The following is a 13,935-nucleotide window of genomic DNA, read 5'->3' on the forward strand; positions in this document are numbered from 1 at the left end:
GAGTCAGAGCAGGTCGTGGCGGACGATCGTCTGCTCGCGGTCCGGACCCACGCCGATCGTCGAGATCCGCGCGCCCGACATCCCCTCGAGTGCCAGGACGTACGCCTGCGCCGTCTCGGGGAGGTCCTCGAACGTGCGGGCCGCGGAGATGTCCTCGGTCCAGCCGGGGAAGAACTCGTAGATCGGCTTGGCGTGGTGGAATCCGGTCTGCGTCATCGGCATCTCGTCGACCCGCTCACCGTCGACGTCGTACGCGACGCACACCGGGATCTGCTCCCAGCCGGTCAGCACGTCGAGCTTGGTGAGGACGAAGTCGGTGACGCCGTTGATGCGGGCGGCGTAGCGCGCGATCGGCGCGTCGTACCAGCCACAACGACGCGGGCGACCGGTCGTGGTGCCGAACTCGGCGCCGTTCTTGCGCAGCTGCTCGCCGTCGTCGTCGAACAGCTCGGTCGGGAAGGGGCCTTCGCCGACGCGGGTCGCATAGGCCTTGACGATGCCGATGACCCGGGTGATCGCGGTCGGCGCGATGCCGGAGCCCGTACAGGCGCCGCCCGTGGTGGCCGACGAGGACGTCACGAACGGGTAGGTGCCGTGGTCGACGTCGAGCAGCGTCGCCTGACCGGCCTCGAGCAGCACGGTCTTGTCAGCGGCCAGTGCCTCGTGCAGCACCAGTGCGGTGTCGGCGACCATCGGGCGGAGTCGCTCGACGTACGACAGCAGCTCCTCGACGATCTCGTCGGCACTGGCGGCGCGACGGTTGTAGACCTTGGTGAGGATCTGGTTCTTGAGCTCGAGGGCACCCTCGACCTTCTGGCGCAGGATCTTCTCGTCGAACAGGTCCTGGATGCGGATACCGAGGCGGTTCATCTTGTCGGCGTACGTCGGGCCGATGCCGCGACCCGTCGTGCCGATCTTGCGGCTGCCGAGGAACCGCTCGTTGACCTTGTCGAGCGTGCGGTTGTAGTCGGCGATCACGTGGGCGTTGGCGCTGATGACCAGCCGCGAGGTGTCGATGCCGCGTTCCTCGAGGCCGTCGATCTCGTGGAACAGGACCTCGAGGTCGACCACGACACCGTTGCCGATCACGGGGATGCAGCCGGGGCTGAGGATGCCACTGGGCAGCAGGTGGAGGGCGTACTTCTGGTCGCCGATCACGACCGTGTGGCCGGCGTTGTTGCCGCCGTTGAACTTCACGACGTAATCGACGCGGCTACCGAGCAGGTCTGTCGCCTTGCCCTTGCCCTCGTCGCCCCACTGGGCTCCCACGATCACCACTGCAGGCATGGAATTGCACCACCCTCACATGCGACAAGCCCCGGTTTGACGGGGCTCTTACTGGTGCAGTCTAGCCGCTGACAACCGTCACTGCGACTGGCGAGCGCGGTAGGCGGCGACCGCTTCGCGGTTGCCGCACGTCGTGCTGCAGAAGCGCCGCGACCGGTTGCGTGAAAGGTCGAGGACGATCGCGTCGCAGTCGCTGGCCGCACATGTGCCGAGGCGCGAGAGCTCGTCAGCGCGGATGACGTCGATCATCGCCATGGCCGTCTCGACCGCGATCCGGGTGTGCAGCGGTCGGTCGTCGGCCGTGGCGTGCAGGTGCCAGTCGGTGTCGCCGTGCCGTACGAGTCGTGGCACCGCCTCGGCGTCGTCGAGGATGCGGTTGACGATCGGCACGGCGTCGTCGCGCGAGCTGGTCAGCAGCGTACGGAGCGCGGATCGCAGTGCGCGTACGGCGTCCAGCTCGGCCTGGTCACCGACCAGCGTGCCGGTGTAGCCGTGCCTGGTGAAGAACTCCGCCAGCTCGGCGGTCGTCAGCATCGACTCGGGTGGCTCGGCGGAGTTCGCGAGCTCGACGGCCGAGACCAAGGCACCTTCCGTGTCATCGGTGAAGACCATGTTGACACCTTACATTGCCGGGCTCTAGTGTCATGTGCCATGACCGCGTTGACCCATGACATCGCCAGAGTCCCTGCCTCGCGCCTGCGAGCCGGGCTGACCCTGGCCGTGCTGTCGGCGATGTCGTTCGCACTGTCGGGCCCGTTCGCCAAGGCACTCATCGAGTCGGGATGGTCTGCCGGCTCCGCGGTGACTGCCCGCGTCCTGATCGCCGCCGCCGTCCTGCTCGTGCCTGCTGCGATCTCGCTCCGCGGCCGATGGGGTCTGCTGCGGCAGAACGCCGGACTGCTCGTCGCGTACGGAGGGATCGCCGTCGCCGGGTGCCAGCTCGCATACTTCAACGCGGTCGACCGCATGGAGGTCGGCGTCGCGATCCTGATCGAGTTCACGTCTCCGGTCGCCGTGATCATGTGGTTGTGGCTCCGTCATGCGCAGCGGCCCAGCCGTCTGACAGTTGTCGGGGCCTGCGTCGCTCTGGGCGGGCTCGTTCTTGTGCTCGACCTCGTGTCAGGCGCTGACGTCGACGCGCTCGGCATCATGTGGGCCCTGCTCGCGATGGCGGGAGCCGCGTTCTACTGGATCATCTCGGCCGACGAAGACAACGGCCTGCCCGGCATCGTGCTCGCGGCCGGCGGACTGGTCGTGGGGGGAGTCGTGCTGCTGGTCGCCGGGCTCGTGGGCATCGTGCCGCTGGCGACGTCGACCTCGGACGTTCGCCTTGCCGGTGCCGATGTCCCGTGGTGGCTGCCCGTCACTGGTCTCGGCGTGGTCACCGCCGCCATTGCGTACGTCCTCGGCATCGCCGCGACCCGCCGCTTGGGATCTCGACTCGCCGCGTTCGTCGGGCTCGGTGAGGCCGTGGCGAGCGTCGTGTTCGCCTGGCTGCTGCTCGACGAGGCACCGCGTGCGATCCAGCTTCTCGGTGGAGCGCTGATCCTGGCCGGTGTCGTCTTCGTGAAGCTCGGCGAACCCAAGGAACATCCGCTGCTTGTCTAGAGTGGCGGTCTCATGCAGACCCTCCTAGCAATAGCCAACGCAAACGCGGGCAGCGCCGACGACGAGTCGGTTGACGTCGCGATCGCAGCACTGCGAACGACGTCCGACGTCGAGCTGGTGAGGACCTCAAGCCCAGAAGACCTCGATCAGGCGCTGGAGTCGCACCCGATGATCCGCGGCGTAGTGGTGCTTGGCGGCGACGGCAGCCTGCATGCCGTGGTCGCTGCCATTCGCAAGGCAAATCGGCTCGACTCGCTGGTCATCGGGCTCGTGCCGCTCGGCACAGGCAATGACTTTGCGGCGACGCTCGGCCTGCCGGACGACCCGGCCCTTGCCGCCGAGGTCATCGTTGCCGACAACCCCGAGCCGATCGACCTGATCATCGACGGCGACGATCAGATCGTCATCAACGTGGCACACATCGGGATCGGCGCCGAGGCGGCCATCGTCGCCCGACCGCTCAAGAAGGTCCTCGGTCCCATCGGCTACGTCGCCGGGGCGCTCATCGCCAGCGTCAAGGGCATCGCTACGACCGGCGCCAAGCTGCGCATCACGATCGACGGCGAACCGTTGCTCCCGCACGGCTCGGTCATCCAGCTCGCGGTCGGCAACGGCCGGTTCGTCGGAGGCGGTGCCGCGCTGCTCCCGGAGGCGGACCCGGCCGACGGCCTGCTCGACGTCATGGTCACGTACGCCGGCCGTCGCCACCGCCGCATCGCGTACGCGTGGAAGCTCAGCAAGGGTGACCAGCACGAGCATGCCGACGTCGTCTATCGCCAAGGAACGACCGTGACGGTCGTCGGCGACCCACTCCCCTGCACCAGCGACGGCGAGCTCACCCAACCCGCCGCCGAGCACTCCTGGAGGCTCGAGGCGGCCGCCATCCGGATGTGGCGTTAGCCCTTCGGTGCGACGAGCTCTTCGTACGCCTCTTTGCTCGACTCGTGGAGGAACTCGCGGCAACGCTGAGCCTCACCCGCATCGCCGAACCGTTCAGAAGCGTCGGCCAGCGCGGCGAGCGAACGCAGGAACGGGCGGTTGGGCTCGTGCGCCCAGGGCAGCGGGCCGTGACCCTTCCAGCCGTTGCGGCGGAGCAGGTCGAGCGAGCGGTGGTAGCCCGTACGGGCGAACGCATATCCCTCGAGGTCGAGCCCGTCGGCCAGTGCGAGCTCCGACAGCGTGATCCACGCATCGGCCGAGTCGGGATGGAGCGCGGCGACGTTCTTGGGGTCGTCGCCGGCCGCCAGGGAAACGGCACCGGGGTCTTCGGGCAACAGGGTCTCGGGCGGTTCACCGAAGAGGTTCGTCATGCGCTCATCCTCCCACCCGTCCCAAGATTCCCAGCAGGTCCCCGAGAACCGGCACCGCACCCTCGTTGCAACATGGCAGGAGTGCCAGAAACCTGTCCGCAGATCACCTTTCCACAGACGATTTTCGTCGACTGTCTCGTTCACAGCACCCCGCAGATGCTCCCCACCGGACGCGTCACCGACAGACCTTGGCCAGCATGGACATCGACCTCATGACTCGCGCCGAGCTGCGTGGATACATCACCCGCCCGGAGATCCTCGACTGCGGCTATGACGATCGAGACATACGCGCAGCACGCGCCATCGATCTGCTGACCCGGATCGGCCCCGGGTTGTACGCGCTCTCCGCCACGTACGAACCGCTCACTCCGGAGAAGCAGCACTTGATTCGATGCCGCGCCGTCGCCCACCGACTCGGCGACGGCGTCGTGCTGACCCACCAGTCAGCAGCGCTCATGCACGGGATGCCGGTCTGGGGCCTTGACCTCATGGAGGTTCAGCTGACACGTCGCGACGGCAAGCGAGGGCGTCATGAGGCCGGCGTAAGTCATCACATTGGCAACATCGACGACACGCAGATCGTTGAAGTCGACGGCGTACTCACCGCGAAACCGGCGCGCACCGTGTGGGAGGTCGCCTGTGCGGGAGAGTCCGAGTCTGGACTGGTCACCGTGGACGCCGCGCTCCACGATGGATTGGTGAGCCACGAAGGACTCCTGGAGGTCGCTGGGAGCTTCGCGCATTGGCAGGGTTCACGGTCTGCACGTCTCGCACTCAGCCTCGCCGACGGCCGCTCGGAGTCTCCAGGCGAATCTCGGGCCCGACACCTCTTCTGGCGTGCCGGCATTCCGTCGCCCGACCTGCAATTTCGAGTCGTCGGTCGAGACGGCCATATCATCGCGCGAACCGACTTCGCGTGGGAGCTGTATCGCCACCTTGCCGAGTTCGACGGGCGAATCAAGTACGACGGCACCTTCGGCGACGCAGGCTTCGCGACGGTCTTCGGGGAGAAGAAGCGCGAAGACCTGGTGCGAGCTGAGATGTGGGGATTGACGCGGCTGACCTGGGCTGATCTCGACGCCACTGTCGCAAGAGCGACGGCCTACCGCGTAAAGGCCGACCTCGGACGGTCACGGTCGACGTACGGCCGGACGATCATCGCCTGACAGAAAACCGGCACTCCACCCTTGTTGCAACAGTGGTGGAGTGCCAGCTTCGAGGGACCTGCTGGGAATCTTGGGACTCAAAGCTTGGTGCCGGCCGAGCGGAGGTTTTCGCAGGCCTCGGCGACGCGGGCAGCCATGCCGGCCTCGGCGGCCTTGCCCCAGGCGCGAGGGTCGTAGGCCTTCTTGTTGCCGACCTCGCCGTCGACCTTGAGCACGCCGTCGTAGTTGGAGAACATGTGCGCCGCGACGGGACGGGTGAACGCGTACTGCGTGTCGGTGTCGACGTTCATCTTGATGACGCCGTAGTCGACGGCTGCCGAGATCTCCTCCGGCGACGATCCGGATCCGCCGTGGAAGACCAGGTCGAACGGCTTGTCGACGCCGTACTTCTCGCCGACGACTTCCTGGGCCTGCTTGAGGATCTCGGGACGCAAGGTGACACCACCGGGCTTGTAGACGCCGTGCACGTTGCCGAAGGTCAGCGCCGTCATGTAGCGGCCGTTCTCGCCGAGGCCGAGTGCGGCAGCGGTGGCGAGAGCGTCCTCGGGTGACGTGTAGAGCTTCTCGTCGATCGCGCCGACGACACCGTCTTCCTCACCACCGACGACACCGATCTCGACCTCGAGGATGACCTTGGCCGCCTTGGCCTTGGCCAGCAGCTCCTTGGCGATCTCGAGGTTCTCGTCCATCTCGATCGCCGAGCCGTCCCACATGTGCGACTGGAAGTAGGGCAGTCCGCCGGACTTCACCCGCTCGGTCGAGAGCTCGAGCAGCGGGCGTACGAATCCGTCGAGCTTGTCCTTGGGGCAGTGGTCGGTGTGCAGGGCGACGTTGACCGGGTAGCTGGCGGCGACCTCCTCGGCGAACTTCGCGAACGCGATCGAACCGGTGACCATGTTCTTGATCGTCGGGCCGGAGATGTATTCGGCGCCACCGGTCGAGACCTGGACGATGCCGTCGCTGCCCGCCTCGGCGAACCCCTGGAGCGCGGCGTGCAGCGTCTGCGACGACGAGACGTTGATGGCGGGGTACGCGAACGACTCGCGCTTGGCCTTGTCGAGCATCTCGGCGTAGATCTCGGGGGTCGCGACGGGCATTCGTACTCCTGTGTGGTGGCGGTGGTGACCTCAGTATCCCAGTCCGCCGACCTACCAGCGAGTCACCTAGGACGTGAGGCGCTTCTCGAACCAGAAGTCGGCGTACGGGTTGTCGTTGTAGCGCTCGATGTCCACATAGCCGGCCGCACGGTACATCTCGATGGCATTGGTCAGTGCGCGGTTGGTGTCGAGGCGTACGACGTCGTGCCCGAGCTCGACCGCCCACTCCTCGAGCCGGCGTCGGATCCGCCCGGCGAGCCCCTGACCCCGTGCCTCTTGGGCAACCCACATCCGCTTGATCTCAGCGACACCGTCGTCGAGCGTCGTGAGGCCACCGCAGCCGACGACCACGTCACCATCGCGGAGAGCCACGAGGAAGCGTCCCTTGTCGCCGCTGAACTTCTCCTCGTCGCCGTCGGCCTCCGACGCGTCGAAGCCCTCCTCGAATCGTTCGTCCAGCTCTCGCAGGTAGGCCGCAACCGCACGGCGTGCCGGCTCGGACCCGGGATCGACCAGCTCGAGCGTGACGTCAGACATGCGCGCGGATCCAGGTGTGCATCGCGATTGCGGCGGCGGCACCGGCATTGATCGACCGAGTCGACCCGAACTGCGCAATCGACAGCGTGCGTTCGCAGGCCTTGCGCGCCTCGTCGCTCAGCCCCGGACCCTCCTGCCCGAACACCAGCACGCACTCGCGCGGAAGGACCGCGGTCTCGATCGGCTCAGAGCCGTCGACATTGTCGATGCCGATCACGGCGAGCCCGGCGTCACGCGCCCAGGCGGCGAAGTCATCGACGGTGGCGTGGTGCCGTACGTGCTGGTAGCGGTCGGTGACCATGGCGCCGCGACGGTTCCACCGCTTCTTGCCGATGATGTGCACCTCGGCAGCGGCGAACGCATTGGCGGTGCGCACGATCGAGCCGATGTTGAAGTCGTGCTGCCAGTTCTCGATCGCGACATGGAACGGATGACGGCGCAGGTCGAGGTCGGCGACGACCGCCTCCAGCGACCAGTAGCGGTAGCGGTCGACGACATTGCGCCGGTCGCCCTCCCGCAGCAGCTCCGGGTCGTAGTGATCACCTGCGGGCCACTCGCCCTCCCACGGTCCGACACCGGGCAGGTCGGGCTCGGTCACGCCACGCCGTACTCGTCGCGGTAGGCCCGGATGGCGTCGAGGTGCTCACCGTGCCGCCCGGTCTCCTCGACGTACTCGATGATCTGGCTCAGCGTCACGATCGAGGAGACGGTGACGCCGAAGTCACGCTCGACCTCCTGGATCGCCGACAGGTCACCCTTGCCGCGTTCCTGCCGGTCGACCGCGACGACGATGCCGGCGATCTGCGCACCGACGCCGTCGATGAGCTCCATGACCTCGCGGATCGCGGTGCCGGCGGTGATGACGTCGTCGACGACGAGGACCCGCCCTTCGAGCGGGGATCCGACGACGAGACCGCCTTCACCGTGGTCCTTGGCCTCCTTGCGGTTGAAGCACCACGGGACGTCACGCTGGTGCCGTACGGCGAGCTGCACCGCCGTCGCCGAGGCGATCGGGATGCCCTTGTACGCCGGGCCGAGCAGCACGTCGAAATCGAGGTCGACGATCGCGGCAGCGTAGAACCGGCCGAGCTCGGCGAGGCGTTCGCCGGTGTTGAAGAGTCCGGCGTTGAAGAAGTAGGGCGACGTACGGCCCGACTTCAAGGTGAACTCGCCGAAGCGGAGCACCTCGTGGTCGAGGCTGAACTCGATGAACTCGCGCTGGTAGTCGTGCATCCGTCAGGTGGCCGGGTCGTCGGCCTTGTGGACCGTCTCGATCAGGTCGCCGATCACCACGTTGCGGTTGCGGGTGTGGAACAGCTCGGAGCAGGTGAGCATCGTCAGCACCGCCTTGGTCGGTCGCTCTCCGGCGGCCTTGGGGTCGGGGACGCGTTGCAGCGGCCAGCCCTGGGTGAAGTCGACCGTGATGCTCTTGCCGCCGTTGCGCAGCTTGTAGGTGTAGATGTCGGTGCGCGTCTCGATGTAGACGAGGTCACCGCGCTTGAGCTTGGGGAACTTCGAGAACGGCTCACCATGGGTCACCCGGTGACCGGCGATGGCGAAGTTGCCGATCTCGCCGGGCTTGGCACCCTTGGTGTCCCAGCCGACTCCGCGCGCCAGCGCGTCCTTGCTGAACCCCTTGACGATCGGTTGCTCGTAGGTGTCTCCGAACCGCGGTACGCGGAGCAGCCCGATGGCGTCGCTGTCGAGTCCCTTGCCCCAGTCCTCGGCGATGTGCTGCTTGACCTCTTCCTGCTTGTGCTTCGAGACGATGTTGGTGCCGAAGTACTGCCAGGCGATGTAGGCCAGCATGCCGAGGCCCGCGAGGATCAGGAGAATTCCGAACGCGGTGACGATCCGTCGACCGGTCGACTTCTGCGGGCTCTGCGGGCTCTGCGGGGTCAGAGTCATTGTCATGGCCACAATTCTCGCATCTCGATCTCCGTTGCGACTATTTCCTGAAAACCCGGTTCGCGGTTGGCCCGGTCGCGTAGCATTTCTCCTGCAGGGTCAATGCGCCTCTGGCTGTTGGCGCCTGTTGTCGCCCCACCGTTTCACCCCCCGAGAACGGTGGGGCGACTTTATGTCTTGAGCAGGTCTCAGACTGCGTCGACGGCGTCGGGATCGGCGGTACGGAAGCTGCGTGCCGTCAGCAGGACGATCGGGATCAGCACCAACGGGATGACGAACGCCCAGCGCAGATGATCGGCGGTTGCCGCGGCGCCGATCAGGCCGCCACCGAGGATCGCGCCGACGTAGTTGGCGATGTTCATCCGGGCGATCGCGACGTCGAGCGACGCCGCCGGGACGGCGCCCGCCAGCGCGGCGAACGCCATCGGCGCGAGGATCGCGAGTCCGAGGCCGGCGACGAAGAACCCGGCGATCGCCATGAACGGCACGGCGGCCGAGACGACCGTGACGAGCCCGAGGATGCCGACAGTCGTACCGACGCCGACCACCGCAGGTGCACCGATGCGCCGTACGAGGAAGTCGCCGCCGAAACGGGAGACCAGCGCACCCGCCTGGTAGGCGCCGTACGCCAGCGGCGCCACGGTCTTGGTGGCATCCAGTGCGTCCTCGAGGTAGACACTGCTCCAGGTCAGGATTCCGGTGTCGGCCGCATAGAAGAGGAGGATGACGAGCCCGAAGACCAGGATCGGGCGCCACGGCAGGTCGAGGCCCTTCGCGGAGAGACCGGCGTCGTGCTCCTGCGCCTCGATGAACGCCGGCGATGCCCAGAGCACGACGCCCCAGACCGCCACCGCGACGAAGAAGAGCGACAGCGCGAGCGGCAGGTCGACCTTCGCGGCTCCCGACGCATACAGCGCTCCGGTGATGCCGCCGACCGACCACATGCCGTGGAAGTTGGCCATGATGCTGCGGCCGTACGCCTTCTGCACCCGTACGCCCTGCATGTTCATGCCGGCATCGACACCACCCACGCCGAGGCCGTAGAGGACGAACGCAGCCAGCAGCAGTCCGAGGTTCGGCGCGAGCCCGACGAGCAGGGCACCGAGCCCGATCGTCGCCAGTGCCAGCTTGAATGCGGCGGCACTCGTACGGCGCTCCGCGATCATGCCCGCGATCACCGAGCCGACACCCGACACGACCGCCACCATCACGAGGATCCCGGTCAACCCGCCGTCGCCGAGGTCGAACTTGTCCTTGATGCGCGGGGTCTGCGTCACGATCGACGCGAACACCAGCCCCTGCAGGAAGAAGCCCGCGGCGACGGAGATGCGCGTGCGCGCCAGTGCTGGAGTCACCGCGCAATCGTAGGTGCTCAGCGGGTCTATCGTCGGTGCCGTGAAGACCTCCAGCGCCCGCATCGCCGGGCTCGGCACCACGATCTTCGCCGAGATGAGCGCGACGGCCCTGCGTACGGGTTCGATCAACCTCGGTCAGGGCTTCCCCGACACGGACGGTCCGGCGTCGGTCATCGAGGCGGCGGCGGACGCGATGCGCAGCGGCCGCAACCAGTACCCGCCGGGCATCGGCGTGCCCGAGCTGCGGGTGGCGATCGCGGCTCATCAGCAGCGGTTCTACGGGCTGACGATCGACCCCGACACCGAGGTCGTCGTCACGACCGGCGCCACCGAGGCGATCGCCGCGGCGATCCTCGGACTCGTCGATCCCGGTGACGAGGTGATCGTGCTCGAGCCCTACTACGACTCGTACGTCGCGGTGATCCAGATGGCCGGTGGCGTCCGCCGGCCCGTGACGCTGCGTGCACCCGACTTCCGGTTGCCGATCGACGAGCTGCGGGCTGCGGTGTCACCGCGTACGACCGCGATCCTGCTCAACAGCCCGCACAACCCGACCGGCACGGTCCTCAACCGCGAAGAGCTCGACGCGATCGCCGACGTGGCGCGCGACAACGACCTGGTGGTGATCAGCGACGAGGTCTACGAGCACCTGACGTTCGGTGTGCCGCACATCCCGATCGCGACGCTGCCCGGGATGCGCGAGCGCACGCTGACGATCTCGAGCGGCGGCAAGAGCTTCTCCTTCACCGGCTGGAAGATCGGCTGGGGCACGGGGCCCGCGGCACTGGTGCGGGCGATGTTCGGGGTCAAGCAGTTCCTCTCGTACGTGTCGGGCTCGGCGTTGCAGCCCGCGATCGCCGAGGCGCTCGGATTCGACGATGCGTACTTCTCGTCGTTCGTCGCCCGCCTGCAGGGGCAGCGCGACCTGCTCTGCGACGGCCTGGCATCGCTGGGTTTCGACGTGTTCGTGCCGGAGGGCACCTATTTCGCCACCACCGACATCCGGCCGCTCGGGTTCAAGGACGGCATCGAGTTCTGCCGCGCACTACCGGGGCTCGCCCGAGTCGTGGCGATCCCGCACCAGGTGTTCTACGACGACGTCGAGGCCGGAACGCCCCTCGTACGTTGGGCGTTCTGCAAGCGCCCGGAGGTCATCGCGGAGGCCCTCGAGCGGCTCTCGGCGCTGTCATGAAATGGCCATCTGATCGCCACCGAAACACCCCGAAAACTGTCACCCCTGACGCCTAGGTTTGAGTCATGGAGACAGTCGCTGAAAGGGCCGAGGCGATCCTCGACAAGATCGCCCACAACCGCTTGCGCAACGCCTCCGGGGAGCGCGTCCGCGGCAGCGAGCTCAGCACTGGTTCCGAGCGCGTGGAGACGCAGATCACGGACGGACCGTTGGCCACTTAGTTGCATGACGCAACTAAGTGGGATAGGGTTGCGGAGCAGGTTCGCCAGTCGTGACGACTGCCCGCGCGCATCAGGTCGCGCCGCACGTACGTCTTGAAGGAACTCCCCGTGACCACCGAACTACAGACCACTCGCGAGCCCACCGACGCTCCGATGACCCACCGCGAAGTGCTGCTCGCACTCTCCGGCCTCCTCCTCGCCCTGTTCGTCGCGATGCTCTCGTCGACCGTCGTGTCGACCGCGCTCCCCCGGATCGTCGTTGACCTGCACGGCAGCGAAGCCGGCTACACCTGGGTCGTCGTCGCGACGCTGCTCACCATGGCGGCGACGACGCCGATCTGGGGCAAGCTCGCCGACTTGTTCAGCAAGAAGCTCCTCACGCAGGCCGCGCTCGTCATCTATGTCGCCGGGTCGGTCGTCGCCGCCATTGCGCCCGACATGGGTGTGCTGATCGGCGCCCGGTTGCTGCAAGGCGTCGGGATGGGCGGACTCACCGCCCTGGTCCAGATCGTCATCGCCAGCATGGTGTCGCCGCGGGAGCGTGGCCGTTACTTCGGCCTGCTCGGCGCGGTCTTCGCCGTCGCCACCGTCAGTGGCCCGCTGATCGGCGGCGTGCTGGTCGACGCCACGTCGCTGGGCGACATCCTCCCCGGGTCGATGTCGGGCGACTCGTGGCGTTGGTGCTTCCTCGTCGGAATCCCGTTCGCCGTCGCCGCGTTCATCGTCCTGCAGCGCACCCTGCACCTGCCGACAATCAAGCGTGACGTGAAGATCGACTACGTCGGCGCGCTGCTGATCACCAGCGGCGTCTCGATCCTGCTGATCTGGGTGTCGTTGGCCGGCAGCCAGTTCGACTGGGCATCCGCCACCACCGCGTGGATGGTGCCGCTCGGGCTCCTCCTGCTCGCGGCGTTCGTGTATGCCGAGAGCAAGGTGCAGGAACCGATCGTCCCGCTCCGCCTGTTCAACGATCGCACCACCAGCCTCGCGGTGTTCGCCTCGATCATGGTCGGCGTCGCCCTCTTCGGCTCGACGGTCTTCCTGGTGCAGTACTTCCAGATCTCCCGCGCCATGTCCCCGACACACGCGGGACTGATGACGCTGTGCCTCGTCGGCGGACTGCTCGTCTCGAGCATCACCTCGGGACGGCTCATCGCCTCGACCGGCAGGTGGAAGCGCTACCTCGTCGGTGGCGCGACCATGATGGTGATCGGCATCGGCCTGCTCAGCACGATCGACCCTGACATCAGCCTGTTCACGGTGGGCGCGTTCATGGCCGTCCTCGGCATCGGCATGGGCGCGGTCAACCAGAACCTCGTCCTGTCGGTGCAGAACAACGCCGCCCAGGCCGACATCGGCGCCGCCAGCTCGCTGGTCGCGTTCTTCCGTACGATGGGCGGCTCCATCGGAGTCTCGGCCCTGGGTACGGCCCTCGGGCACAAGGTCAGCTCCGGGATCAGTGACGGGTTCAACCGGATCGGCGCGACCCCGCCCACGAGCACCGGCGGCACCGACATTCCCGACATGAGCACGTTGCCCGAGAAGATCCGCCCGATCGTCGAGGGCGCGTTCGCCACTGCCACCGGCCATATCTTCCTGCTCGCGATGCCGTTCGCGGTCCTTGCCCTCGTGGCGATTCTTCTCATACGTGAAGTCCCACTACGCGACACCATTGCGCGAGAAGATGAGCTGATGGTGCAGGGAGAGTCCCTGGCACCCTGAGAGGCGAGGGTCATGACCAAGCAGGACGCGCTGTGGGACATCGAGCGTGAGGTCCGCACCGTCGTGCATCGAGTCCGGCGCATGTCGATCGAGAACGCGCAGACGATCGACCCCCAGCTCTCGGCCCCGGCATTCAGCGTGCTCTTCTTCATCTTCGACAACGGGACCGTACGCGCCCAGGACGTCGTCGAGGCGTTCGGCGTTGACAAGGCCACCGTCAGCCGGCAGATCGCCCAGCTCGAGGAGCTCGGCCTGGTGTCGCGCAGCATCGATCCCCACGACGGACGAGCACAGTCCGTGAGCCTCACCGACGTGGGGCAGGAACGAGTCGACACCCTGGCCAAGCAACGTCGCTCCGACTTCATCGAGCGACTCAGCGACTGGTCGGCCGAGGATCTTGAGCAGCTCGCGGAGTTCCTCGCCCGCTACAACGCCTCGCTCGAGCCCTGAGTCAGTCGCGGTAGGACGCGAACCACCCCGGCGCGTCAACACACGCGGACTTGGCAGTCTCCTACACGGGGTCGATGACCCG

16 protein-coding genes are annotated in these 13,935 nt (G+C 67.1%); 7 read left to right on the plus strand and 9 right to left on the minus strand.

Annotated elements, in window-relative coordinates; translation table 11 throughout:
* Nucleotides 1-3: 3 nt before the first annotated feature.
* Both ABD683_RS05915 and ABD683_RS05920 read right to left on the minus strand, forming a co-directional pair.
* Nucleotides 4-1,287, minus strand: a complete 1,284-nt coding sequence (locus ABD683_RS05915; protein ID WP_344768164.1) for an adenylosuccinate synthase — start codon at nucleotides 1,285-1,287, stop codon at nucleotides 4-6.
* Nucleotides 1,288-1,365: 78 nt separating this feature from the next.
* Entirely contained in the window at nucleotides 1,366-1,899 is a 534-nt protein-coding gene (locus ABD683_RS05920; protein WP_344768167.1) for a CGNR zinc finger domain-containing protein, read from the minus strand.
* Between the two features lie 39 nt (nucleotides 1,900-1,938).
* Between ABD683_RS05920 and ABD683_RS05925 the strand changes: the two genes are divergently transcribed.
* Together ABD683_RS05925 and ABD683_RS05930 are read left to right on the plus strand one after the other, a co-directional pair.
* Complete coding sequence (locus tag ABD683_RS05925; protein ID WP_344768169.1) at nucleotides 1,939-2,895, plus strand: EamA family transporter; 957 nt, start codon at nucleotides 1,939-1,941, stop codon at nucleotides 2,893-2,895.
* Nucleotides 2,896-2,907: 12 nt separating this feature from the next.
* The gene (locus tag ABD683_RS05930) at nucleotides 2,908-3,795 is read left to right on the plus strand and encodes a diacylglycerol/lipid kinase family protein (protein WP_344768173.1); all 888 of its coding nucleotides are present in this window, start codon (nucleotides 2,908-2,910) and stop codon (nucleotides 3,793-3,795) included.
* Here ABD683_RS05930 and ABD683_RS05935 read toward each other — a convergent pair.
* Nucleotides 3,792-4,205: a DUF3151 domain-containing protein gene (locus tag ABD683_RS05935; protein WP_344768176.1), complete on the minus strand. Its 414-nt coding sequence runs from the start codon at nucleotides 4,203-4,205 to the stop codon at nucleotides 3,792-3,794. The genes ABD683_RS05930 and ABD683_RS05935 overlap by 4 nt on opposite strands.
* 197 nt (nucleotides 4,206-4,402) lie before the next feature.
* Between ABD683_RS05935 and ABD683_RS05940 the strand changes: the two genes are divergently transcribed.
* Nucleotides 4,403-5,371, plus strand: a complete 969-nt coding sequence (locus ABD683_RS05940; RefSeq protein WP_344768179.1) for a type IV toxin-antitoxin system AbiEi family antitoxin domain-containing protein — start codon at nucleotides 4,403-4,405, stop codon at nucleotides 5,369-5,371.
* Between the two features lie 77 nt (nucleotides 5,372-5,448).
* Here ABD683_RS05940 and fbaA read toward each other — a convergent pair whose 3' ends face one another.
* The 6 genes from fbaA to ABD683_RS05970 all read right to left on the minus strand — a co-directional run bounded on the left by fbaA (nucleotide 5,449) and on the right by ABD683_RS05970 (nucleotide 10,268).
* Complete coding sequence (gene fbaA / locus ABD683_RS05945; protein ID WP_344768182.1) at nucleotides 5,449-6,468, minus strand: class II fructose-bisphosphate aldolase; 1,020 nt, start codon at nucleotides 6,466-6,468, stop codon at nucleotides 5,449-5,451.
* 66 nt (nucleotides 6,469-6,534) lie between these two features.
* Complete coding sequence (locus tag ABD683_RS05950; protein ID WP_344768184.1) at nucleotides 6,535-7,005, minus strand: GNAT family N-acetyltransferase; 471 nt, start codon at nucleotides 7,003-7,005, stop codon at nucleotides 6,535-6,537.
* Nucleotides 6,998-7,603, minus strand: a complete 606-nt coding sequence (locus ABD683_RS05955; RefSeq protein ID WP_344768185.1) for a TrmH family RNA methyltransferase — start codon at nucleotides 7,601-7,603, stop codon at nucleotides 6,998-7,000. The genes ABD683_RS05950 and ABD683_RS05955 overlap by 8 nt, the downstream gene beginning before the upstream one ends.
* A complete protein-coding gene (pyrE, locus tag ABD683_RS05960) occupies nucleotides 7,600-8,238 on the minus strand; it encodes an orotate phosphoribosyltransferase (RefSeq protein WP_344768187.1) in 639 nt (212 codons plus the stop codon). Before pyrE ends, ABD683_RS05955 begins: the two co-directional genes overlap by 4 nt.
* 3 nt (nucleotides 8,239-8,241) lie before the next feature.
* The gene (locus ABD683_RS05965) at nucleotides 8,242-8,919 is read right to left on the minus strand and encodes a class E sortase (protein ID WP_344768190.1); all 678 of its coding nucleotides are present in this window, start codon (nucleotides 8,917-8,919) and stop codon (nucleotides 8,242-8,244) included.
* Nucleotides 8,920-9,101: 182 nt separating this feature from the next.
* A complete protein-coding gene (locus ABD683_RS05970) occupies nucleotides 9,102-10,268 on the minus strand; it encodes an MFS transporter (protein ID WP_344768192.1) in 1,167 nt (388 codons plus the stop codon).
* Between the two features lie 40 nt (nucleotides 10,269-10,308).
* On the opposite strand from ABD683_RS05970, the gene ABD683_RS05975 reads away from it, so the two are divergent.
* The 4 genes from ABD683_RS05975 to ABD683_RS05990 all read left to right on the plus strand — a co-directional run bounded on the left by ABD683_RS05975 (nucleotide 10,309) and on the right by ABD683_RS05990 (nucleotide 13,853).
* On the plus strand, nucleotides 10,309-11,460 hold the full coding sequence (locus ABD683_RS05975; RefSeq protein ID WP_344768193.1) for a pyridoxal phosphate-dependent aminotransferase: 1,152 nt from the start codon (nucleotides 10,309-10,311) through the stop codon (nucleotides 11,458-11,460).
* Between the two features lie 65 nt (nucleotides 11,461-11,525).
* Complete coding sequence (locus tag ABD683_RS05980) at nucleotides 11,526-11,681, plus strand: hypothetical protein (RefSeq protein ID WP_344768195.1); 156 nt, start codon at nucleotides 11,526-11,528, stop codon at nucleotides 11,679-11,681.
* A 108-nt stretch (nucleotides 11,682-11,789) separates the two neighbouring features.
* On the plus strand, nucleotides 11,790-13,403 hold the full coding sequence (locus tag ABD683_RS05985) for an MDR family MFS transporter (protein WP_344768197.1): 1,614 nt from the start codon (nucleotides 11,790-11,792) through the stop codon (nucleotides 13,401-13,403).
* A 12-nt stretch (nucleotides 13,404-13,415) separates the two neighbouring features.
* Nucleotides 13,416-13,853, plus strand: a complete 438-nt coding sequence (locus tag ABD683_RS05990; RefSeq protein WP_344768199.1) for a MarR family winged helix-turn-helix transcriptional regulator — start codon at nucleotides 13,416-13,418, stop codon at nucleotides 13,851-13,853.
* Nucleotides 13,854-13,935: the final 82 nt, after the last annotated feature.

Origin of the sequence: Aeromicrobium panaciterrae, assembly GCF_039537165.1 — a bacterium.
GTDB classification, from domain to species: domain Bacteria; phylum Actinomycetota; class Actinomycetes; order Propionibacteriales; family Nocardioidaceae; genus Aeromicrobium; species Aeromicrobium panaciterrae.

Excerpts from the sequence above, each read along its gene's own strand:
- ABD683_RS05965 (WP_344768190.1), bottom strand. The coding sequence starts at position 8,919 with ATGACAATGACTCTGACCCCGCAGAGCCCGCAGAGCCCGCAGAAGTCG.
- fbaA (WP_344768182.1), bottom strand. The coding sequence starts at position 6,468 with ATGCCCGTCGCGACCCCCGAGATCTACGCCGAGATGCTCGACAAGGCC.
- ABD683_RS05930 (WP_344768173.1), top strand. The coding sequence starts at position 2,908 with ATGCAGACCCTCCTAGCAATAGCCAACGCAAACGCGGGCAGCGCCGAC.
- ABD683_RS05950 (WP_344768184.1), bottom strand. The coding sequence starts at position 7,005 with ATGTCTGACGTCACGCTCGAGCTGGTCGATCCCGGGTCCGAGCCGGCA.
- ABD683_RS05920 (WP_344768167.1), bottom strand. The coding sequence starts at position 1,899 with ATGGTCTTCACCGATGACACGGAAGGTGCCTTGGTCTCGGCCGTCGAG.
- ABD683_RS05935 (WP_344768176.1), bottom strand. The coding sequence starts at position 4,205 with ATGACGAACCTCTTCGGTGAACCGCCCGAGACCCTGTTGCCCGAAGAC.
- ABD683_RS05915 (WP_344768164.1), bottom strand. The coding sequence starts at position 1,287 with ATGCCTGCAGTGGTGATCGTGGGAGCCCAGTGGGGCGACGAGGGCAAG.
- pyrE (WP_344768187.1), bottom strand. The coding sequence starts at position 8,238 with ATGCACGACTACCAGCGCGAGTTCATCGAGTTCAGCCTCGACCACGAG.
- ABD683_RS05980 (WP_344768195.1), top strand. The coding sequence starts at position 11,526 with ATGGAGACAGTCGCTGAAAGGGCCGAGGCGATCCTCGACAAGATCGCC.
- ABD683_RS05940 (WP_344768179.1), top strand. The coding sequence starts at position 4,403 with ATGGACATCGACCTCATGACTCGCGCCGAGCTGCGTGGATACATCACC.
- ABD683_RS05925 (WP_344768169.1), top strand. The coding sequence starts at position 1,939 with ATGACCGCGTTGACCCATGACATCGCCAGAGTCCCTGCCTCGCGCCTG.
- ABD683_RS05990 (WP_344768199.1), top strand. The coding sequence starts at position 13,416 with ATGACCAAGCAGGACGCGCTGTGGGACATCGAGCGTGAGGTCCGCACC.